Below are 20,206 nucleotides of genomic sequence, written 5' to 3'. Positions count from 1 at the left end.
GAGACATGAACAACCCCACCGCCGTCGTCACCGGAGCGAGCAGCGGCATCGGTGCCGCGTCCGCCCGGTCCCTCGCCGCTGCCGGCTACACCGTCGTCTGCGCCGCCCGCCGGGCCGATCGCATCGAGGCGCTCGCTGCCGAGATCGGAGGACGGGCCGTCGTGTGCGACGTCACCGACGCCGCGCAGGTCGCCGCCCTGGCCGACGCCGTCGGCCCCACGCTCGACCTGCTGGTCAACAACGCCGGTGGCGCGGTGGGACTCGACCCGGTCGAGGACGCCGACCCCGACGACTGGCGCGACATGTTCGAGACCAACGTCCTGGGGACGCTGCGGGTGACCCGCGCCCTGCTGCCCGCCCTCGAGGCGAGCGGCGCCGGCACGATCCTCAACGTCGGGTCCACCGCCGGCCGCATCGCCTACGAGGGCGGCGGCGGCTACACGGCGGCCAAGCACGGCGTGGCCGTGATGACCGAGACCCTGCGCCTGGAGCTCGTCGGCCGACCGGTGCGGGTGTGCGAGGTGGCGCCCGGCATGGTGCGCACCGACGAGTTCGCGCTCACGCGCTTCGACGGCGACCAGGCGCGCGCCGACGCCGTCTACGCCGGGGTGAAGGAGCCGCTCGTGGCCGACGACGTCGCCGACGTCGTCACCTGGATCGCGACCCGGCCGCAGCACGTGAACGTCGACCTCGTGGTGGTGAAGCCGCTCGCCCAGGCGGCGCAGCACAAGGTCCACCGCGAGGGCTGATCCTCCCCCAGCACGACGAAGGCCCGCCGGAGAGATCCGGCGGGCCTTCGTGCGTGGGTGGAGCGTCAGTGCATGATGATCGGCGCTGCGTTGCCGTCCTGGTCGTCGAGCAGGTGCGACTCCTCGCGCTTGCGCGGCAGGAAGTACACCGGGACCAGGGCGACGACGAGCATCGCGAGGGCCACGAGGTACGTGCTGCCGAACCCGTCGGCCATGTCCGAGAGCACCGTGCTCTGGAACCGGTCGCCCAGGCCCTGCATGATCTCCAGGGCGCCGGCCGGAGCCGGGATGCCCCGGTCCTTGGCCGCCTCGATGGCCTGGGCCGCGGAGACCGCTGCCGAGTCCTTGAAGTGGTTCGTGAGGATCACCGTCATGATGGCAATGCCCGTGGCGCTGGCCACCTGCTGGACGACGTTCAGCAGGGTGGAGCCACGCGCGACCTCGTGGGACTTGAGGGTCTTGAGCGCCGACGTGAAGATGGGCATCATCGTGGAGCCCATGCCGAGGCCCATGATGAACAGCCACCCGATGATGTGCCAGTACGGCGTGCTCGGGTCGGTGGACTGGCTCAGGCCGAAGAGACCGACCAGGATCCCGACGAAGCCGAACGGCACGATCCGGCCGACCGGCATCTTGTCGGTGAGCGTTCCGGCGATGGGCATGGTGAGCATGGCGCCGAGGCCCTGGGGAGCGATGAGCAGACCGGCCTTGAGCACCGACTCGCCCCGCACCTGCTGGAAGTACGTGGGCACCAGGAGGAGCGCGCCGAAGAACGCGGCGGCGAACAGGAACATCACGATGAGCGAGACCGCGAGGTTGCGGTCCGCCAGCAGCCGAAGGTCGAGCAGCGGGTTGGTCTTGGCCAGCGCATGGAACACGAACGCCACGATGAGCAGCACGCCGATGACCGACGGGATGATGACCGTGGCCGACTGGACGGTGCCCTCGCCGGGGATGGACGAGACGCCGTAGAGCAGGGCGGCCAGACCGGGCGACATGAGCAGCACGCCCACGACGTCGAGCTTCTCGCTGGGCACCGGCTTGTCGGCGGCCAGCACGCGCTGGGCGTAGACGAGCGCGATGAGGCCGAGCGGCAGGTTGATCAGGAAGACCCAGTGCCACGAGGCGGAGTCGATCAGGACGCCACCGAGGATCGGGCCCATGATGGGGCCCAGGAGCATCGGGATGCCGAGGATGGCCATGAGGCGACCCATGCGGTGCGGTCCGGCGGCCTGGGTCATGATCGTCATGCCGAGAGGCATGAGCATGCCGCCGCCGAGGCCCTGCAGGACGCGGAAGGCGATGAGTGCCTCGATGTTCCACGCGGTGGCGCACAGCGCGGAGCCGAGCGTGAACAGCGCGATGGCCGTCATGTAGAGGCGCTTGGTGCCGAAGCGGTCGGCCGCCCAGCCCGTGAGCGGGATGACCGCGGCGAGCGCGAGCATGTAGCCGGTGGCGGTCCACGCGACGGTGGAGTACGCGATCTCCTGGCCGTCGCTGGAGAGCTCGGTCTGGAACGTCGGCAGCGCGACGTTGACGACGGTGACGTCGAGGATCGACATGATGGCGCCGAGGACGACGACGCCCGCGACCACGAGGATCTCCCGTGTGATCTTGTCGTCGTCGACCGGATTGGTCTTGACGGTGTCAGTCATGTGCTTCCTTCATGCAGATGCGCAGGGACTCCCCTGCGAGGATGGGCCGCAGCGCCTCGGTGAGCGCGACGGCTTGGTCTTCGGGGACGCGTTCCGTGAAGGCACGGACGGCGCGTCGTTTCTGCTCGAACTGCTGGTCGACGATCTCCCAGCCCCGCTTCGAGAGGGACACGAGCTTGACCCGTCGGTCGTCGGGACTCTCGTGCCGGTCGAGGATGCCGACCTTGACCATGTGGTCGATGTTGCGTCCCGCCGTGGCCACCGAGAGTCCGAGCCGCTTGGCGATCTCGTTGATGGGCGTCGGTCCGTCGGCGTGGCCCAGCACGAACAGCGTGCGGGCCTGGCTGAAGGACAGGTCGCTCTCCACGAGGAGGTCGGCGGCGTCGGCGCTCGCGAGGCTGAAGATCTTCTGGACGAAGGTCTCCAGGGTCTCGAAGAGCTCGGACGAGGTGGTGGTCACCGGAAGATCCTAACGCCGATGCAACCATTGTGAAAATGAAATCTTTGTGACATCGCAAACACTTTCCGGTGACGGGCGCCGTCGGATTTCATGGCGAGAGGCCTGGCCCCTAGACTGGCAAGGCTCGGACACCTTTGAGCATTCCCCACCGCAAGGACATTTTTCGCATGCCCACCTCCACTCGCGCGGACCTGCGCAACGTGGCGATCGTCGCCCACGTCGACCACGGCAAGACCACCCTGGTCGACGCCATGCTCCAGCAGCAGGGCAACTTCGACGAGCACCACCAGCTGACCGAGCGCGCGATGGACTCCGGAGACCTGGAGCGTGAGAAGGGGATCACGATCCTCGCGAAGAACACCGCGGTGCGCTACAACGGCCCCGGCGCCCCCGAGGGCGGTGTCACGATCAACATCATCGACACCCCCGGGCACGCCGACTTCGGTGGCGAGGTCGAGCGCGGCCTCTCCATGGTCGACGCCGTCGTCCTGCTCGTCGACGCCTCCGAGGGCCCGCTGCCCCAGACGCGCTTCGTGCTCCGCAAGGCGCTCGCGGCCAAGATGCCGGTCATCCTCGTGGTGAACAAGGTCGACCGTCCCGACTCGCGCATCGCCGAGGTCGTCGACGAGACCTACGAGCTCTTCCTCGACCTGCTGCCCGAGGACGCCGGCGACGACGCCCTCGACTTCCCCGTCGTCTACGCCTCGGCCAAGGCCGGTCGCGCCTCCACGACGCAGCCCGCCGACGGTGGCCTGCCCGAGGACGAGAACCTCATCCCGCTCTTCCAGACGATCATGGACGCCGTCCCGGCCCCGGTCTACACCGAGGGCGCGCCGCTCCAGGCCCACGTCACCAACCTCGACTCCTCGCCGTTCCTCGGCCGTCTCGCGCTCGTGCGCGTGAAGGAGGGCGAGCTCAAGAAGGGTCAGCAGGTCGCGTGGATCAAGCGTGACGGCTCGATCGAGCGCACCAAGATCACCGAGCTCCTCATCACCGAGGCCCTCGAGCGCAAGCCCGGCGAGAAGGCCGGCCCCGGCGACATCGTGGCCATCGCCGGCATGTCCACCATCACGATCGGCGAGACGCTGGCCGACCCCGAGAACCCGGTCGCGCTGCCGCTCATCCACGTCGACGAGCCCGCCATCTCCATGACCATCGGCACCAACACGTCGCCGCTGGCCGGTCGCGAGAAGGGCACCAAGGTCACCGCCCGCCTCGTGAAGGACCGCCTCGACGCCGAGCTCATCGGCAACGTCTCCATCAAGGTCCTGCCCACCGAGCGTCCCGACGCCTGGGAGGTCCACGGTCGTGGCGAGCTGGCGCTCGCGATCCTCGTGGAGCAGATGCGTCGTGAGGGCTACGAGCTCACCGTCGGCAAGCCGCAGGTCGTCACCAAGGAGGTCGACGGCAAGATCCATGAGCCCGTCGAGCGCCTCACGATCGACGCGCCCGAGGAGTACCTCGGCACCATCACGCAGCTGCTGGCCGTGCGCCGCGGCCGCATGGAGCAGATGGTCAACCACGGCACCGGCTGGGTCCGCATGGAGTTCCTCGTCCCGGCCCGTGGCCTCATCGGCTTCCGTACCGAGTTCCTCACCGACACGCGCGGCACGGGCATCGCCCACCACGTGTTCGAGGGCTACGAGCCGTGGGCCGGCGACATCTCGACGCGCCCCAGTGGCTCGCTCGTGGCCGACCGCGCCGGCGCCGTCACGTCGTTCGCCATGACCAACCTCCAGGAGCGCGGCACGCTGTTCGTCGAGCCCACCACCGAGGTGTACGAGGGCATGATCGTCGGCGAGAACTCGCGCGACGACGACATGGACGTCAACATCACCAAGGAGAAGGCGCAGACCAACATCCGGTCGGCCACGTCGGACAACTTCGAGAAGGTCATCCCCCCGAAGAAGCTGTCGCTCGAGCAGTCGCTCGAGTTCTGCCGCGAGGACGAGTGCGTCGAGCTCACGCCCACGCACGTGCGCATCCGCAAGGTCGTGCTGAACCAGTCCGAGCGCGCCCGCGCCGCCAAGGCGCGTCGCTCCGGCCGCAGCTGATCCGTCGCGACGGCCCCGCACGATCCTTGGATCGTGCGGGGCCTTCGTGCGTCCTGGGCCGGCCGCGCCCGGCCTAGGCGAGCAGCGCCCCGACCACGGACACCGCGGCAGCAGCCGTGCGGACCCGGTCGGCCGCCAGGAGCCGCTGCACCACGGCCGCCGTGCGAAGGCGCCCCAGCCGTCCGTGCGCGGGAGCCGCGACCAGGCCCGTCGTGACCAGGGCGACCGACGTCGCCACCACGGCCACGACCGTGCCGGTGCTCGGCGAGCGGTCCAGCAGGGCCCAGACGATCGTGCCCAGCAGAGCGGCGTACAGCGGCACGACCAGACGGACGATGCGTCGGGAGTGGGCCTCGTGGGCACTCGACCAGTCGTCGTCGCCCACCTCCGCCAGCGCGGGGTAGACCACGGCCGTGACGGTGAGCTGGAAGCCGAGGTGCACCGCCGTGACGGCCAGCAGCGCCTCGTGCGCGCTCAACGCCCGCTCCTCACCAGCCGCGGCAGGCCGAAGGCGGTCTGCACCTCGTCGGCCACGAGGACCGACGTCGGGGCGGCCCCGGTGATGCCGGGGAGCCCGGCCGCGGTGACGAGGTCGTCGTCGAGATGGAGCAGCTCGCCCTGGTTGAGCGACCACGGGACGTGGGTGTTGGGCACCCACCACGTGCGACCGAGGTGCCGGGTGTGCAGACCGAAGCGGGCACTGACGAAGACCGAGAGGTCGTCGGGCTCGGCGATCGGTGCACCGCGACGGACGACGATGCGTCCGCCGGCACCGCGCGGCGTCGGCCAGCGGCGGCTGGTGCGGTAGTCGAGGACGTCGCCGTCGCGCTCGAGCGACATCCGGGCCCAGGTGTAGGGCGTGGCGAAGGCGAGCCGGGCGCCCACGCTCACGCCGAGGCGGTCGGCCTCGAGCGACCGGAACACCACGCCGTGGCGGCCCTCGTCGTCGACGGAGTAGAGCCGCACGTTGGTCTCGAGGAAGGTGCCGAGCCACGGCACGGCGGGCCCGCGACCGAACCCCGCGCCGCGCATCGTGAAGGGGATGAGGCCGACGTACGTCGCGCCGTCGAGGACGTCGGGCCGGGTGCCGGCCGGCAGGAGCGGCGCGACCCGTTCCGGGTCCACCGCCCAGTGGACGAACGTGAGGTCGGCCCACGTCTGACGCATGATCCGCGGCCCCGTGAGCTCCGGCGCATGGGGGCTGAGGGTCGTCACCCCGCCATCCTCCCCGCCCCCACCCCATCCGGCCCCGCGACCTGAACAACCTCCCGGGCGGTGACCTGGCGTCCGTTCCGCCTGTGCCCAGCCGTGGGGCGGTGACTTAGCGTCCGTTCCGCTTGGGCCGGCCGTCGGGCGGTGACTCAGCGTCCGTTTCGCCCGTGCCCGGCCGCGGGGCGGTGACTTCGCGTCCGTTTCGCTTGGGCCGGCCGTCGGGTGGTGACTCAGCGTCCGTTTCGAACCCGATCGCGGCGCCAGACGGACGCGGGCTCACCGCTCGAGCGACGCGTGGGACCGGCGACGGCGGTCGGGATCGGCTCCTGGAGCTGGCGCCACGTCGCACCGAAGCTGGGGGCAGGGCCGTCATAGCCGCACCGCACGAGCATCGTGTGGATCGCGACCACCATGCTGATGGGTCGTCTTGCCAGCTCCTTGGTGATCTGGACGTACTCGATGTCGAGGTCGCGGAGGTCGGCGAAGCGCGTGATGTCGCGCAGGTACTGCGACCGTTCGGTCTGGTGGTGCCCGCCCTCGTACTCCGCCGCGGCGTTCCAGCGCGGGAAGGCCAGGTCGAGGATCGCGACGACCACTCCGTCGGCCCGCAGCTCGAGGTTGGCCACCGGCCACGGAAGGCCCGCGAAGACGATCCTGGCCCGGCACGTCGACTCCTGAGGTGACGCAGACCGCGGATCGAGGTACCGACTCACCCATCGCGCCTGCGCGGCACCCTCTCGCCAGCTCTCCGTTGTCACCAGCTCCCTGAGCTCGAGCAACGTCATGTGCTCCTGGTGCAGGAGCTCGTCCCCGATGCGGATCGCCGCCATCACGGTGGCGTAGCGGCAGAGCTCCACGTACGCGGCGGCCGGCGAGACGCCCTCGGCGGTGCAGGGAGGCAGGCGGTCGGTGCGGTGCAGGTCGATTCCGTCGAGGTCGAGGTGCAGGTCCCGCCCCACCACGAACTGGAGGCGCTCCGCCGGGACGTCGATGCCGAGCTGCCTCAGCCGCGTCGCCCCGGTGACACGGGCGTCCGACGGCATCGCGAGGCGGGCGGCAGCGATCCAGTCGGCCTCCGTCATCTCGTGGTCGACGTGCACCCACACCCGTGGGAACAACCTGCGGAACCGGCGGCCCCGCAGGACCTTCTCCGAGTAGCCGGCGGTCAGCAGGGCCTCGCGATGGAAGGGGCCGGTCCGGAACTGCTCGTCGATGATGCGCACAGGACCATCCCACGACCGCCCTGGGTGGTCGAGCCACCGCTGTCATCGAGCTTGTGGAGGGCCGTACGGACGCGCGAGACCTGTGGACGACCTCGGGGCGGTGGGTCAGCGTCCGTTTCAGGGCCCGAAGGGGTTGCAAACGGACGCCAACTCACCGCCCACACGGCAGGGCCGGGCGAAACGGACGCCAAGTCACCGCCCCCACGCTCGGGCCAGGCGGAACGGACGCCACGTCACCGCTCGGGGGTCAGGCGACGCCGGCGGGGCGGAGCTGGATGGAGATGCGGGGGCCGACGGGCTTGGCCGTCTTGAGGACGGCGTGGTCCCACGTGCGCTGGCAGGAGCCGCCCATCACCAGGAGGTCGCCGTGACCGACGACGAAGCCGATCTGCTCGCCGCCGCCTCGGGGACGCAGGCTCAGGCGGCGTGGAGCGCCGAGCGACACGATGGCCACCATGGTGTCCTCCTCGCGCCCCCGACCGATGCGGTCGCCGTGCCAGGCCACGCTGTCGCGACCGTCGCGGTAGTAGCAGAGCCCCGCCGACACGAAGTCCTCCCCCAGCTCCTCGCGGTAGTGATCGTTCAGCGCGGAGCGCATCCCCTCGAGCGACGGGTCGGGCCACTCCTGGCGCGGCCCGAAGTGGGCGAGCAGCCGGGGCACCTCGACGACCGAGTCGTACATCTCCCGACGCTCGGCCCGCCACCTCACGGAGGTCTGCAGCGACAAGAACAAGGGGTCGGCACCGTCGACCCACCCGGGCCGGACGTCGACCCAGGCCCCGTCGCCGAGCTGGCGCCGCTGGAGCCGGGCGTCGAGCGGCCCGAGCGTGGGCTCGTCGGCCGTGTCGAGCAGCGACGCCTGGAAGTACACGCCTGCAGACTACGCGCATTCGAACGGATGTTCACCCCCGGCCGGACCTCTTCTGCCGGAGCACTACCCTGGCGACCATGGACGTCAGCGCGTGGGACCAGGTGCTCGACCACGTCGATCGCGTCGTCGCCGGGCACACCGGCACCACCGGGGCGCTCGAGGCCGACGTCGCCGGCCTCCTCGCCCAGGCCCAGGCCGACGGCTTCGTCGACCGCGAGCTCGACCCCCTCGACTCGGCCCGCTGGCTCGTGCGGCTCCTGCAGGTCGAGGAGCAGGTCCACACGGGTGACGACGCCACCCTCAGCACGGTCCGCGTCATCATCACGCGCTGGCTCCACCCCGGCCGCCTCGACGTCTGACCGGCCGGGCCGCCCAGCGCCGCGACGCACGACGGCCCCGCCCACCCGGAGATGTGACGGGGCCGTCGAGGCGATCGGTCAGTCGCGCGGGGCGTCGCGCACGGGCCGCTCGGTCAGGGTGACCTCGGAACCGGCGTGCTCGGTGTCGGTGGCCTCGGACGGCTCCACGACGAGCGCGAAGTCACCGTCGTGCTCCTGCACACCGGTGGCCACGGCTTCCTCGATGGCCACGACGCCGAGGCGGTGCTGCACCACCACGGGGTCGGTCTGCAGGTCCCGGTACAGCGAGAAGGTGAGCAGCGCCATCACCAGCACGAAGGGCAACGACGCCACGATCGTGATGGCTTGCAAGCCGTTCAACGCCTCGTCGCCGCCGATCACCAGCATGATGGCCGCGACGGCGCCGGTGAGCGCGCCCCAGAACACCACGGTCGGCTTGCTGGGCTCGGTGGAGCCGCGCTCGCTGAGCGTCCCCATGACGATGGAGGCGGCGTCGGCACCGGACACGAAGAAGATGCCCACGAGGACCATGACCAGGATCGTGGTGATCGAGGCCAGCGGGTAGTGGTCGAGCAGCGCGAACAGTGCGGAGTTCGAGTCGACCGAGCCGTCCTGCGCGACGAGGTCGCTGGAGGCACGCTGCTGGGCGATGCCCGCACCGCCGAAGACGGCGAACCACACGAGGCTCACGAGGGTGGGGACGAGCAGGACGCCCGTCACGAACTCGCGGATCGTGCGACCACGGCTGATGCGCGCGATGAACATGCCGACGAACGGCGTCCAGGAGACCCACCACGCCCAGTAGAAGATGGTCCAGCCCGAGAGCCAGGCCTCCATCTCGTCGCTGCCGCTCGCGGCGGTCCGCGAGGCCATGGTGGTCATCTGCGTGGCGTAGTCGCCGAGGATCGTGGGCAGCAGGTTGAGGGTCAGCAGCGTCGGTCCGGCGACGAACACGAAGAAGGCCAAGGCCAGCGCCAGCACCATGTTGATGTTGGACAGCCACTGGATGCCCTTCTCGATACCGGAGATCGCCGACGCGATGAAGGCGATGGTCAGCAGCACGATGATGCCGACCAGCACGGCCTTGCCGACGCCGTCGACCCACCCGTTGAACTTGAACCCACTCGCGATCTGCAGCGCGCCGAGACCGAGCGAGGCCGCCGAGCCGAAGAGCGTCGCGAAGATGGCGAGGATGTCGATGGCGCGTCCGGCCGGACCCTCGGTGCGACGACCGAAGAGCGGCTTGAACACCGACGAGATGAGCTGAGGACGTCCCTTGCGGAACGTGCTGTAGGCGATGGCGATCCCCACGACGGCGTAGATGGCCCAGGGGTGGAGGCCCCAGTGGAACATCGTCGTGGCCATGGCCGTCTGGAGCGCCTCTTCCGTCTGCGGCTTCGACGTGCCGGGCGGCGGCGAGGCGTAGTGCGTCAGCGGCTCGGCCACGCCCCAGAACATGAGCCCGATGCCCATGCCGGCGCTGAACATCATGGCGATCCAGGAGACGGTGGAGAACTCGGGCTTCTCGCCGTCCGCGCCCAGCGGGATGCGGCCGTACTTGGAGGCTGCCAGGAAGAGCACGAACAGGACGAAGAACGAGGACGAGAGCACGAAGAACCAGCCGGTGTTCGTGGTCACCCAGCTCTGCGCCGACGACGACGCCGACCCCAGGTTCTTGGAGCTCACGAGCCCCCAGACCACGAATCCGATGGCGAAGAGTCCGGTGACCCCGAACACCACCGGATCGATGCGGCTCCGCCAGGTGGCGGGCCGTGCAGATGTGTCGGTCATGGTGAGAAGCCCCCGTCTCGTCAGTGCAGTCGTGTCTCTCGCAACGTCAGGTCGCTCCCGGAGCGCCGGGAAACAACCTTTCGACCATAGTCGGGATCAGACCGTTTCGCACATCGTCGACGGGGTAGCGCCCCGACGGAACGCCTCAGTACTGGCTGCCTCGCAGCTGGGCGAGGTAGACGAGCGCTGCCACGGTGCCCGCGAGCGCGAAGATCCCGATGGGGTTGCCGCGCGAGACGAAGGCGTCGGCGAGCAGCGCCAGGGCCAGGATGCCGAGCCAGGCCGGCTTCTGGAGCGTCTGGGCCCGCTGGAAGTCGTCCGAGCGACGGACCGCGCAGTCGACGAAGGCCAACCCCTTCACGGCGAAGAGTCCCAGCCAGATCACGAAGAGGAGGTTGGGCAGCACGGCAGACATGTGCGAAGGCTACCGGGACACACGACAACGGGCCCTCCCGTCAGGGAGGACCCGTTGTGGTGGTGCTGGGGCGATCAGGCCTTCTTGGCGGCCGGAGCCTTCTTCGCAGCCGGAGCCTTCTTGGCCGCGGGGGCCTTCTTGGCGGCCGGAGCCTTCTTCGCAGCCGGAGCCTTCTTGGCCGCGGGAGCCTTCTTCGCAGCCGGAGCCTTCTTGGCCGGAGTGGTGGCGGCCTTGACGGTGGCCTTCTCGGCGGCGGCCGTCTTGTTCTCGGCGACCTTCTTGGCGGTCGAGGTCTTGGCCGTCACGGTCTTCTTCGCGGCCGAGGCCTTCTTGGCCGGCGACTTCTTGGCCGCGGGAGCCTTCTTGGCCGCGGGGGCCTTGGGGGCGGCCGGAGCCTTCTTCGACGCCTTGCTGACCGTGGCCTGGGCCTCGGCGACAGCCTCCTCGGCGGCCTTGCGCGCCTCGGCGATGTTCTTCTTGGCGTCCTTGCGCAGGCTCGCCACGAGACCCTCGGCGGTCTTCTGGACGTCGTCCAGCTTCAGCGCCTTGGCCTGGGCGACGAAGTCCTCGCCCTTCTTGACGAGGTCGTCGTAGGACGACTTGGCCTTGGAGGTGTAGTCGTCGTAGGACGCCTTGGCCTTGGACTGCACGTCCTCGACGAGGCCGGTGGCCTTCTTCTGGACGTCGTCGACGTCGAACTTCTTGAGCGTCTCGCTGAGGTTCTTGACCTCGTCGAGCAGCGACTTGATCTGGGCGTTGACCTGATCGGTGATCGTCATGCTTCCTCCTGGTTGGCTTCGGTGACTACTTCGGTGAGCTCTGCGTCCGAGACGCTCTCAACGCCCACGAACGAGCGGTAGATGTCGAGCAGAGCCGTCTTCTGCCGCTCCGTGAGACGGGCGTCGAGCGCGATGGCGTCCTCCACCATCCGAGCCCCCGACTCGTCGACGTCGAGGATTCCGGCCCTGACGTACAGCGACTCGGCCGAGATGCGCAGCGCCTTGGCGATCTGCTGCAGGACCTCTGCCGAAGGACGGCGCACGCCTCGCTCGATCTGGCTGAGGTAGGGGTTCGAGACCTCCGAGACCTCGGCCAGCTGTCGCAAGGACATCTGCGCCTGACGTCGCTGCTCGCGCAGGTAGTCGCCGAGTGCTCCGGCGGTCTTCTGCACGTCCAGCTTGGCCATGTCTCCACTCTGCTTGCATTTGCAAGCAGATGCAAGCAGGAGAGCATGCGAACTGCCTCACATTGCTACGCCTGCGTGTCACACCAGGGGGTGACGCCTAGAACGCCGGGCGGACCTCGCCGACGGGCTGCCCCCCGCCGAGCACCACGGGAGGGCGGACCAGGCCGGGGGCGCCGACACCGTGCAGCTCGAGGATCCGCCGCATCACCACGAAGAGCGGTCGCTCCGCTCCGTCCTCGATCTTGAGCGCGAAGGCCCGTCCGTCCGGCAGGCCCACCACCAGGACGCTCTCGGCCCCGGACTTCACGAGTGCGCCGGGGACGTCCCGCACGAGGGCCAGGTCGTCGCGGCGGGTCCCGCTGACCCACTGGGGGTGCTCGGTCATGGCACTCACGAGACGCGCCTCCGCCGACCCCGGCGCGCCGCGCCGCAGCGCGCCGATCCCCCGCGCGAGGTGGGACAGCGGCGTGGCGAGGAGCGGAGCGCCGCAGCCGTCGGTCCCCACGGCGTCGGGCGGACCGCCCACCAGCTCGGTGAAGGTCTCGGTGATGCCGACCTGGAGCGGGTGCTCGGGGTCGAGGTAGTCGTGCGTGGACCAGCCGTTCGTCACGCAGGTCAGCAGCATGGCCGCGTGCTTGCCCGAGCAGTCCATGAAGAGCGGGTCGCGGGTGCCCCCGCGACGCAGGACCTCGGCGTGCTCGTGGCCGTCGAGAGGGTAGGAGGGTGGCGTCTGGAGGGCCGACTCGTCCAGCCCGGCCCGCACGAGGATGCTGCGGACGCCGTCCACGTGGAACGGCTCGGCGGAGTGGCTGGCCGATGCCAGGGCGAGGTCGGCGCCGTCGAGCGGCAGACCGAGGCGCAGCATCCCCAAGGCCTGGAAGGGCTTGTTGGCCGAGCGCGGGAAGACCACCGTGCTGGGGTCCCCGAGCGACCAGGTGACCTCTCCGTCGGCGTCGACCCCCACAGCCACGCCGCGGTGGCGGCTCTCGACGAGTCCTGAGCGCACGACCTCTGCCACGACGTCCATCGGGCCAGCCTACGGAGCCCGGGACCCACCGGGAAGGACCCCGTCACTTCACTCACTCTTCTCACTCGCTTCACTTCTGTCCCATCGTTGCCTACCCTGGGCGGACCTGGTTTCGCGCACTCGGGCGCGCTTCCCTCGACCAGCCCCGGAATGAGCAAGGTGTCTCCATGCCCCGACGTGCGCCGTCCCACGGCCGTCTGTCCGCCCTCGCCGCGTGCGTGGCGGGCCTCGTCGCCGCCACCCTCCTGGTCCCCGCGCCGGCAGCCTCGGCGGCCGCTCCTTCGCGTCCGGTCCTGACGCACGTCACGCCGCGGACCACCAGCGTCGTCTTCTCGTGGGCCCCCGTGAAGGGCGCCACGAGCTACGTGGTGTGCCTGCGACGCACCGCGAAGGACGCCGCGTGCGCGGCCCGCACCCCGCGGCTCACCACCACCCGGGCCCGTCTCGACGACCTCACCCGGCGCACGGGCACCGACTACGTCGCCACGCTCGTCGCCTACAACCGCAGCGGCCACCGCACCTCCGCCGTCCGTTCCGTCGAGCTCGCCCCTCTCCCCACGCCGGCCCGCTCGGTGAAGCACACCCAGACCCTCTCGAGCGCCACGTTCACCTGGTCGCCCGCCACGCACGCCACCGCGTACGTCCTGTGCCTGCGCTCCGCACCCACCGACACCGGCTGCCTGCGGACGTCGGCCAAGGGACCCGCGCTCAAGGCGACGATCAGCGGTCTCACCTCGCGCCCCGGCACCGACTACTACGCCTACGTCATCTCCTACAACAGCGACGCCCGCACGCGATCGGTCGTCTACAAGCTCGACCTCGCGGTCGCGCCGGTCACCACGACGACGCTCGGCACGGCCACGACGACCTCGATCCCCCTGAGCTGGACCACGGCGCGCAACGCCGAGCGCTACCTCGTGGAGGCCTTCACCTCCTCCGACCTCCGGAGCGGACGACGCACCGTCGCCACGACGTCGCCCCGCGCCCGGATCTCAGGGCTCGTGCCCGGGCAGCGCTACTGGATCCGGGTCCGGGGCAGGAACGGCACCACCGCGGGCCCGACCTCGCCCGTCGTCACCCGGTCGCTGCCCACGTTCGCCGCGACGGTCCAGCTCGCCACCTACAACCTGTGCGGCCAGGACAAGTGCCGCGACGCCGCGAACGAGCGGTACGTCAAGGCGTGGCCCTACCGCAAGAAGCTCGCCGGGGCGGCCGCCCGCGCCACGCGCGCGGACATCCTCTCCACGCAGGAGTCCGGCGACAAGGACACCAACTTCATCACCCAGCTGCCCGGTTTCAAGCGGGCCGCCTACCTGCACGCCAAGTCGCTCTTCTACCGCACGTCCAGGTACACGATGCTGAGGTCCGGCGGCCTGACGCTCGACGCCAAGCGCAAGCGCTACGCCGTGTGGGCCGAGCTGCGCGACCGCACCACCCGCACGCCCTTCATCGTCGTCGACCCGCACCTGGAGCCGGCCAAGGGCCGCACGGGAGACACCCGACGCGAGGCCCAGATGCGCACGCTGCTGCGCCAGGTCTCGGCGCTCAACCCGGACGACCTGCCCGTCGTCTACGCCGGCGACTTCAACTCCAACGGCGACAACGCCGACCAGCGCAAGTACTCCGGCGGCTACGACGCCGTGGCCAAGGTCTTCGGGCTCCGGAAGCTCCCCAACGCCCTCACGGTGGCCCGCCGCACCGACGGCGACGTGCAGAACACGGAGTACAACTCCGCCAACCAGGGCATCGTGCGGCCCATCAAGAACGGCGACCACGTCGACCAGGTCTGGGTGTCGCGCTCCGTCGCGGTCAAGGTCTGGCAGCTGCGTCCCGACATGAAAACGGCGAAAAGCTACAGAACCCCGTTCGCGAGCGACCATAATCCTCTGAGAGTCGTCCTGGTCGTGCCAGGGCTGAGGGAGAAGTCATGAAGCGACGCACCATCATGCTGTGCGCGCTCGTGGGGGTGGTCGTGACGACGACCATGCTCGCCGGCGTGCCGTCACAGGCAGCCACCAAGCCCGGACAGGTCGGGCTGGTCTGGTTCACCAAGGCGAGCAGGACCTCGCTCACGATCACGTGGGGCAAGGTCTCCGCAGCCACGCGGTACGAGGTCTTCGTGGGCCGCTCCAGGGCGGCCGTCGCCGACTCCCGTACCCCGCGGGTCCGCACCACCTCCGCCGCCGCCAAGATCACCGGGCTCGCCCCCGGCGCCGACTACTGGGTCCAGGTCCGCGGCATCAACAGCGGGGCCAAGGGGTCACGCTCGGCCCGTCAGGCGCATCGCACGATCGCCGCCCAGACCACGGCACGGCCGCCGTCGTTCAAGCTCATGACCTACAACGTCTGCTCCGACGCGGGCCCGTGCGACAAGACGTGGGCCCAGCGCCGACCCCATGTGCTCGACCGGGTCAAGACGTACGTCCCCGACGTGATCACGTTCCAGGAGGCCGCCAGCAACTTCGCCGACCCGAGCGAGCTGCCGACCCTCCTCCCCGGCTACACCCAGGTCGAGTACAAGTCGGCCAAGCGCCTCTTCGTGCGGTCGTCGCGCTTCTCGGTCGCTCCGGGCAGGACCACGCTGCCCGACCAGCCGGACGTCTTCGACTGCGAGTCCCGGGTGCGCTCGTGCTGGATGAAGATCGGCCCCAGCCCCGCCTCGGTCACGCCGGGCAAGTCCCGCTACGCCGTGTGGGCCGAGCTCATCGACCTCCGGACCCAGAAGCACCTCATCATCGTCGACGTCCACACCACCACGACGGTGAGCGGCAGGGAGGCGGAGTCGGCGCTCTCACGCGGTCGCGAGACCAAGGCCGTCCTCGAGAAGGTCAAGCAGTACAACACCGAGGACCTGCCGGTCGTCTACGCGGGCGACTTCAACTCGCACCGCAACCGACCCGACGACTTCGTCCGCACCGAGATGGCCAAGAAGGGCTACGCCGACTCCTTCGAGCTGGCCCAGGAGCTCGTCGGGCAGCACCGCAACAGCTACAACGACTGGCAGACCACGCCCAAGACGAGCGTCCAGTGGGGCGACCACGTCGATCACGTGTGGGCCGTCCCGCAGCAGGTCCGCGTGCTCTGGTGGCACCAGGCCGAGCGCATCACCGACGGCCGCTACGCGAACCTCGGGTCGGACCACAGCCCCCTCGTCGTGAGGATGCAGGTCGAGTAGGCGCGATCCTCGCGTAAACTTCGGCCACGGCCTGTCACGCTCAGCGTGCCGGCCGTCCCCGATCCTTCGAGCACCATCCAGGGAGCACCGTGGTCACCCGCAGAGGCACGCCCGCGCGACGTCGCGTGGCCACGCGCCCAGCCGGTCCGCCGCCGCCTCCCTCAGGTGGTCGTCGCCGCACCACGTCCGGCGGAGGCCGGCGCCGACCGCGGCGCTTCTCCGCCGCCTGGCTGGTCGTGGCCGGCGTGGCCGGTGTCGCCGTGCTGGCGGGGGGTCTCTGGGCCACCCGCACGCTCGCCGACGCCGACGACGCCCCTCCCACGGCGCTGCGGGCCACCAAGGTCTCCACCACGAGCGCCGAGCTCGACTGGAAGGTCGCCGACGACGCCGACCACTACGTCGTCCGCGTCGGTGCCGACCGCTCCCTGACCAAGAACACCGTCAAGGTCGAGTCCCGGACCACGAAGGTGGTCGTCGAGGACCTCAAGGCCTCGGTGCCGGGCAAGGAGCAGTTCTTCCGTGTCGACGCCGTGCGCGACGGAACCGTCACCTCCTCGCGCACCGGGCGCTTCAGCCTCGCCCCCGCCCGCATGGCCAAGGTCTCGGTCGACAAGCGCTCGGCCGGTGGCGTACGGCTCGACTGGAAGGCCGTCGCCAACGCCCGCCAGTACGACGTGCAGGTGGCGCGCGACAAGAAGTTCACGAAGAACCTCACCACTGTGCGGACGCTCGGCCCCGGCTCGGGCTTCGTGCAGCAGGGACTCTCGGCCGACTCGCGGTACTGGTTCCGCATCCGACCCGTCGGTGGCGACTCCGTGGGTGCCTTCGGCGCACCGGTGGCGGTCACCACCCGTCCGCGCGAGGTGGCGTTCAACATCGCCACGTGGAACGTCTGCTCCGAGAAGTGCTCGGGCTACGCGGGGCGTGCCCGCGTCATGGCCGACTACCTCAACGAGAACCAGGCCGACGTCTTCGTCCTCCAGGAGTCCGGCGGCAAGCGGGTCGGCGCCACCACCAACGCCATCTTCAGCGGCGGCAAGCGGCAGTTCGTGCGGGCCACCGGCGGAGCCAAGGCGCGCTACGTCTTCTACCGTCCCGAGCTGTTCCGTCAGCTGTCCGGCGGCAACTTCGACATCGGCGACGGTCGCAACACCACGTGGGCCGAGCTGGCCCTGCGCGAGACGGGTCGGCGCTTCATCGTGGTCGACGTCCACCTCGAGAACGGTCACGGCAACGACGGCAAGCGCCGGCGCGAGGCCAACCGGATGGTGGCCCGGATGGAGGCCATCAACACGGCCGACCTGCCCATCATCTACGCCGGCGACTTCAACTCGGGGCGTCACCGTCCCTCGGACTCGCCCGGCGCCATCATGCGCCAGGTCGGCCAGACCGACGCGGTCGACCTCGCCGACGAGCCCGTCAACCGCGACATCAACACCGGCCACACGTTCGCCACCACCGTGCTGCGGTCTGGGGCCCACGTCGACCACATCTTCGTGTCCAAGGAGTTCGAGGTGCTGGGCTGGAAGCAGCTCGCCCGTCTCGCCGGAGGCCGGTACGCCTCGCCCGTCGTGTCCGACCACAACGCGCTCCGGGCCACCGTGGCCCTCGATGCCCGGAAGGTCGACGTGGGCGAGCCCACGCCCACCACCTTGGTCTCGGGGCTCACGTCGGACGGCCTGCAGTGACATCCTGGTCCGCATGACCGAGCTCCACGCCGTGATCCCCGCCGGCGGCGCCGGCACCCGCCTCTGGCCGCTCTCTCGCAGCTCGCACCCCAAGTTCCTGCTCGACCTCACCGGGTCGGGTCGGAGCCTCCTGCAGGAGACGTGGGACCGGCTCAGCACCTTCGTGCCGCCCGAGCACATCCACGTGGTCACCGGCCCGGCCCACGCCGCGCTCGTGCAGGAGCAGCTGCCGGGGCTCACGAGCCTCTTCGTGGAGCCGGCGCCACGCGACTCCATGCCCGCCATCGGCCTCGCCGCCGCCGTCATCGAGGAGCGCAGCCCGGGTGCCGTGATCGCGTCGTTCGCCGCCGACCACGTCATCGCCGACGTCGCCGCCTTCGAGGACGCCGTCCGCCAGGCCGAGGCCGTGGCGCGCAGCGGTCTCGTCACCACGATCGGCATCGCGCCCCGCTCCCCCTCCACGGCGTTCGGCTACGTCGAGGCCGGTGACGCCCTCGGCGTCGACGGCGCGCCCGACGGCCGTGCGGTCGTCCGGTTCGTCGAGAAGCCCGACGCCCAGACCGCGCAGTCGTACCTCGACGCCGGCACGTTCAGCTGGAACGCGGGGATGTTCGTGACCCGCACCGACGTCCTGCTCGACCACCTCGCCCGCCTGCAACCAGGGCTCCACGCCGGCCTGCGCACCATCGCGGCCGCCTGGGACGGGCCCGACCGCTCCGCGGTCCTCGCCGACGCCTGGCCCACGCTCACCAAGATCGCCATCGACCACGCCGTCGCCGAGCCCGTCTCCCTCGAGGGCGGCATCGCCGTGGTGCCGGGCGGCTTCGACTGGGACGACATCGGCGACTTCGCCGCTCTCCAGGAGCTGGGCGGCGCCTCGAGCGACGGCGTCGTGTGGGTCGACGCCGACGGCCTGGCCCGGGCCGAGGACGGCACCACGATCGCCGTCGTGGGGCTGCGCGACGTCGTGGTGGTCCGCACGTCCGACGCGCTGCTCGTCACCACGCTCGACCTCGCGCAGCGGGTCAAGGAGGTCCCGGCCCTCCTCAAGGAGACCGGGCGCGACCACCTGGTCTGACCCGAGACGGTGGGGTCAGACGAGGTCGGTGAGCTCGGTGACGGGGGCGTCGACGTCGGGCGTGAAGGCCTGGGCCACCTCGCCGGTGCCGAAGGCGCGCAGGGGCCCGTCCTCCTCGTCGGCGTAGACGGCGTCGCCGCGCTGCAGCGACACCCGCTCGCCGTGCCGGTTGACGAGCTCCACCTCGCCGCCGCAGCAGACGAGGATGCGCCGGCCCTCGTCGGGCAGCAGTGCTCCGTCGGGCTCGGCGGGTGAGCTCTGCGTGACCGACAGCGCGAACTCGTGGAGCCCGGGCGCGTAGACGTCGGTGGAGAACCCGAACTGCCGCGGCGTGACGCGGGCGAGCCGGGACATGCCTCGGTCGAGGCAGCGGATGAGGCCCTCGGGATCCAGGTGCTTGCTCGTGAGGCCGGCGCGCAGGACGTTGTCCGAGGACACCATCACCTCGAGACACATGCCGCTCAGGTGGGCGTGGATGATGCCCGCGCCCAGGTAGGCCGCCTCGCCGGGCTGCAGCGTGAGGCGGTTCAGCAGGAGGGACAGGACGATGCCCGCGTCACCGGGGTGGTGCCGCTGGATCTCCACCGCGGTGGCGTACGCCCGCTTGACGTCGATCCCCTGCGCGAGTGCCTCGGCGCACGCGTCCACGACCGCCGCGACGTCCTCGGCCGACGGCGGCTCGGTGACGACCTGCTCCACGAGACGCACGATGCCGGCGAAGCCGGGCTTGAGCCGGAGCTCGTCGGCGAGCGCCTGCACGTAAGGGACCGGCAGCGGCGCGAGGACCCGCAGGATCTCCGCCGTGGGGCGGAACCCCACGAGGGTGTCGAAGGTGGTGAGCGCGTAGACCATCTCGGGCTTGGGGTGGGGGTCCTTGTAGACCCGTTCCGGTGCGTCGAACGGGACGCCCGCCGCCTCCTCCGCCGCGAACCCGGCCTGCGCGAGGGCGCTGCTCGGGTGGACCTGGATGGAGAGCGGACGGGAGGCCGCGAGGATCTTGAGCATGAAGGGCAGCTCGCCCACCGCGTCGCGCAGTGACACGGGTCCGTCGGGGCCCGGGACCATGGCCGGCCCGAGCGGGTGGGTGCCCATCCAGACCTCGGCCATGGGCCGGTCGCCCGACGCGGTGCGCAGGAATGCGGGGATGTCGTCAGTCGATCCCCAGTCGTAGTCCTGGGACGGACAGTCGAGCGGCCTCATGGCCTCAGCCTAGGCTGCGGGGCCGGCGTGCCGGGCGCCGACGTGGGGTGACGTCGGGCACCG

19 protein-coding genes are annotated in these 20,206 nt (G+C 70.5%); 7 read left to right on the top strand and 12 right to left on the bottom strand.

The features are described from left to right. The first annotated feature begins 5 nt into the window (after nt 1–5). On the top strand, nt 6–749 hold the full coding sequence (locus tag ASD11_RS01730) for an SDR family NAD(P)-dependent oxidoreductase (protein WP_056282446.1): 744 nt from the start codon (nt 6–8) through the stop codon (nt 747–749). A 65-nt stretch (nt 750–814) separates the two neighbouring features. On the opposite strand, the gene ASD11_RS01725 is transcribed toward ASD11_RS01730, so the two are convergent. Together ASD11_RS01725 and ASD11_RS01720 are read right to left on the bottom strand one after the other, a co-directional pair. Then, entirely contained in the window at nt 815–2,404 is a 1,590-nt protein-coding gene (locus tag ASD11_RS01725) for a DHA2 family efflux MFS transporter permease subunit (protein WP_056282441.1), read from the bottom strand. After that, nucleotides 2,397–2,864 carry a MarR family winged helix-turn-helix transcriptional regulator gene (locus ASD11_RS01720; protein WP_056282439.1) on the bottom strand — a complete coding sequence of 156 codons (468 nt, stop codon included), beginning with the start codon at nt 2,862–2,864 and terminating at the stop codon, nt 2,397–2,399. Before ASD11_RS01720 ends, ASD11_RS01725 begins: the two co-directional genes overlap by 8 nt. A gap of 167 nt (nt 2,865–3,031) precedes the next feature. Here ASD11_RS01720 and typA point away from each other — a divergent pair, with 167 nt between their 5' ends. Further along, nucleotides 3,032–4,918 carry a translational GTPase TypA gene (gene typA / locus ASD11_RS01715; protein ID WP_056282434.1) on the top strand — a complete coding sequence of 629 codons (1,887 nt, stop codon included), beginning with the start codon at nt 3,032–3,034 and terminating at the stop codon, nt 4,916–4,918. Nucleotides 4,919–4,991: 73 nt separating this feature from the next. On the opposite strand, the gene ASD11_RS01710 is transcribed toward typA, so the two are convergent. The 4 genes from ASD11_RS01710 to ASD11_RS01695 form a co-directional block, all read right to left on the bottom strand. Next, a complete protein-coding gene (locus ASD11_RS01710) occupies nt 4,992–5,396 on the bottom strand; it encodes a hypothetical protein (RefSeq protein WP_056282433.1) in 405 nt (134 codons plus the stop codon). Beyond that, nucleotides 5,393–6,133, bottom strand: a complete 741-nt coding sequence (locus tag ASD11_RS01705) for a YqjF family protein (RefSeq protein WP_235503219.1) — start codon at nt 6,131–6,133, stop codon at nt 5,393–5,395. Before ASD11_RS01705 ends, ASD11_RS01710 begins: the two co-directional genes overlap by 4 nt. Nucleotides 6,134–6,360: 227 nt before the next feature. Further along, complete coding sequence (locus ASD11_RS01700) at nt 6,361–7,353, bottom strand: hypothetical protein (RefSeq protein WP_056282430.1); 993 nt, start codon at nt 7,351–7,353, stop codon at nt 6,361–6,363. Between the two features lie 247 nt (nt 7,354–7,600). Next, the gene (locus ASD11_RS01695) at nt 7,601–8,224 is read right to left on the bottom strand and encodes an alpha-ketoglutarate-dependent dioxygenase AlkB (protein ID WP_056282427.1); all 624 of its coding nucleotides are present in this window, start codon (nt 8,222–8,224) and stop codon (nt 7,601–7,603) included. 77 nt (nt 8,225–8,301) lie between these two features. Here ASD11_RS01695 and ASD11_RS01690 point away from each other — a divergent pair, with 77 nt between their 5' ends. After that, the gene (locus ASD11_RS01690; RefSeq protein ID WP_056282424.1) at nt 8,302–8,583 is read left to right on the top strand and encodes a hypothetical protein; all 282 of its coding nucleotides are present in this window, start codon (nt 8,302–8,304) and stop codon (nt 8,581–8,583) included. A 78-nt stretch (nt 8,584–8,661) separates the two neighbouring features. Here the strand turns inward: ASD11_RS01690 and ASD11_RS01685 are convergent, their stop codons facing one another. The 5 genes from ASD11_RS01685 to ASD11_RS01665 all read right to left on the bottom strand — a co-directional run bounded on the left by ASD11_RS01685 (nt 8,662) and on the right by ASD11_RS01665 (nt 13,002). Further along, the gene (locus ASD11_RS01685; RefSeq protein ID WP_056282422.1) at nt 8,662–10,374 is read right to left on the bottom strand and encodes a BCCT family transporter; all 1,713 of its coding nucleotides are present in this window, start codon (nt 10,372–10,374) and stop codon (nt 8,662–8,664) included. Between the two features lie 145 nt (nt 10,375–10,519). After that, nucleotides 10,520–10,789: a DUF2516 family protein gene (locus ASD11_RS01680; RefSeq protein ID WP_056282420.1), complete on the bottom strand. Its 270-nt coding sequence runs from the start codon at nt 10,787–10,789 to the stop codon at nt 10,520–10,522. A 74-nt stretch (nt 10,790–10,863) separates the two neighbouring features. Then, complete coding sequence (locus tag ASD11_RS18445; RefSeq protein WP_200940030.1) at nt 10,864–11,568, bottom strand: hypothetical protein; 705 nt, start codon at nt 11,566–11,568, stop codon at nt 10,864–10,866. Then, the gene (locus ASD11_RS01670) at nt 11,565–11,975 is read right to left on the bottom strand and encodes a helix-turn-helix domain-containing protein (RefSeq protein WP_056282417.1); all 411 of its coding nucleotides are present in this window, start codon (nt 11,973–11,975) and stop codon (nt 11,565–11,567) included. The genes ASD11_RS18445 and ASD11_RS01670 overlap by 4 nt, the downstream gene beginning before the upstream one ends. Nucleotides 11,976–12,072: 97 nt before the next feature. Then, nucleotides 12,073–13,002: an asparaginase gene (locus ASD11_RS01665; protein WP_056282414.1), complete on the bottom strand. Its 930-nt coding sequence runs from the start codon at nt 13,000–13,002 to the stop codon at nt 12,073–12,075. Nucleotides 13,003–13,169: 167 nt separating this feature from the next. Here ASD11_RS01665 and ASD11_RS01660 point away from each other — a divergent pair, with 167 nt between their 5' ends. From ASD11_RS01660 to ASD11_RS01645, 4 genes are all read left to right on the top strand, one after another. Next, nucleotides 13,170–14,933 carry a fibronectin type III domain-containing protein gene (locus ASD11_RS01660; protein WP_056282413.1) on the top strand — a complete coding sequence of 588 codons (1,764 nt, stop codon included), beginning with the start codon at nt 13,170–13,172 and terminating at the stop codon, nt 14,931–14,933. Beyond that, nucleotides 14,930–16,177, top strand: a complete 1,248-nt coding sequence (locus tag ASD11_RS01655; protein WP_056282410.1) for an endonuclease/exonuclease/phosphatase family protein — start codon at nt 14,930–14,932, stop codon at nt 16,175–16,177. Before ASD11_RS01660 ends, ASD11_RS01655 begins: the two co-directional genes overlap by 4 nt. An 89-nt stretch (nt 16,178–16,266) precedes the next feature. Further along, nucleotides 16,267–17,865: an endonuclease/exonuclease/phosphatase family protein gene (locus ASD11_RS01650; protein WP_156464543.1), complete on the top strand. Its 1,599-nt coding sequence runs from the start codon at nt 16,267–16,269 to the stop codon at nt 17,863–17,865. Between the two features lie 13 nt (nt 17,866–17,878). Next, nucleotides 17,879–18,943: a mannose-1-phosphate guanylyltransferase gene (locus ASD11_RS01645; RefSeq protein ID WP_056282406.1), complete on the top strand. Its 1,065-nt coding sequence runs from the start codon at nt 17,879–17,881 to the stop codon at nt 18,941–18,943. Nucleotides 18,944–18,958: 15 nt separating this feature from the next. On the opposite strand, the gene manA is transcribed toward ASD11_RS01645, so the two are convergent. Then, nucleotides 18,959–20,143: a mannose-6-phosphate isomerase, class I gene (gene manA / locus ASD11_RS01640; protein WP_056282403.1), complete on the bottom strand. Its 1,185-nt coding sequence runs from the start codon at nt 20,141–20,143 to the stop codon at nt 18,959–18,961. Nucleotides 20,144–20,206 lie beyond the last annotated feature (63 nt).

It is taken from the genome of Aeromicrobium sp. Root495, from assembly GCF_001426755.1.
Classification (GTDB): Bacteria; Actinomycetota; Actinomycetes; order Propionibacteriales; family Nocardioidaceae; genus Aeromicrobium.
This window is presented reverse-complemented; position numbering and strand designations above follow the sequence as displayed.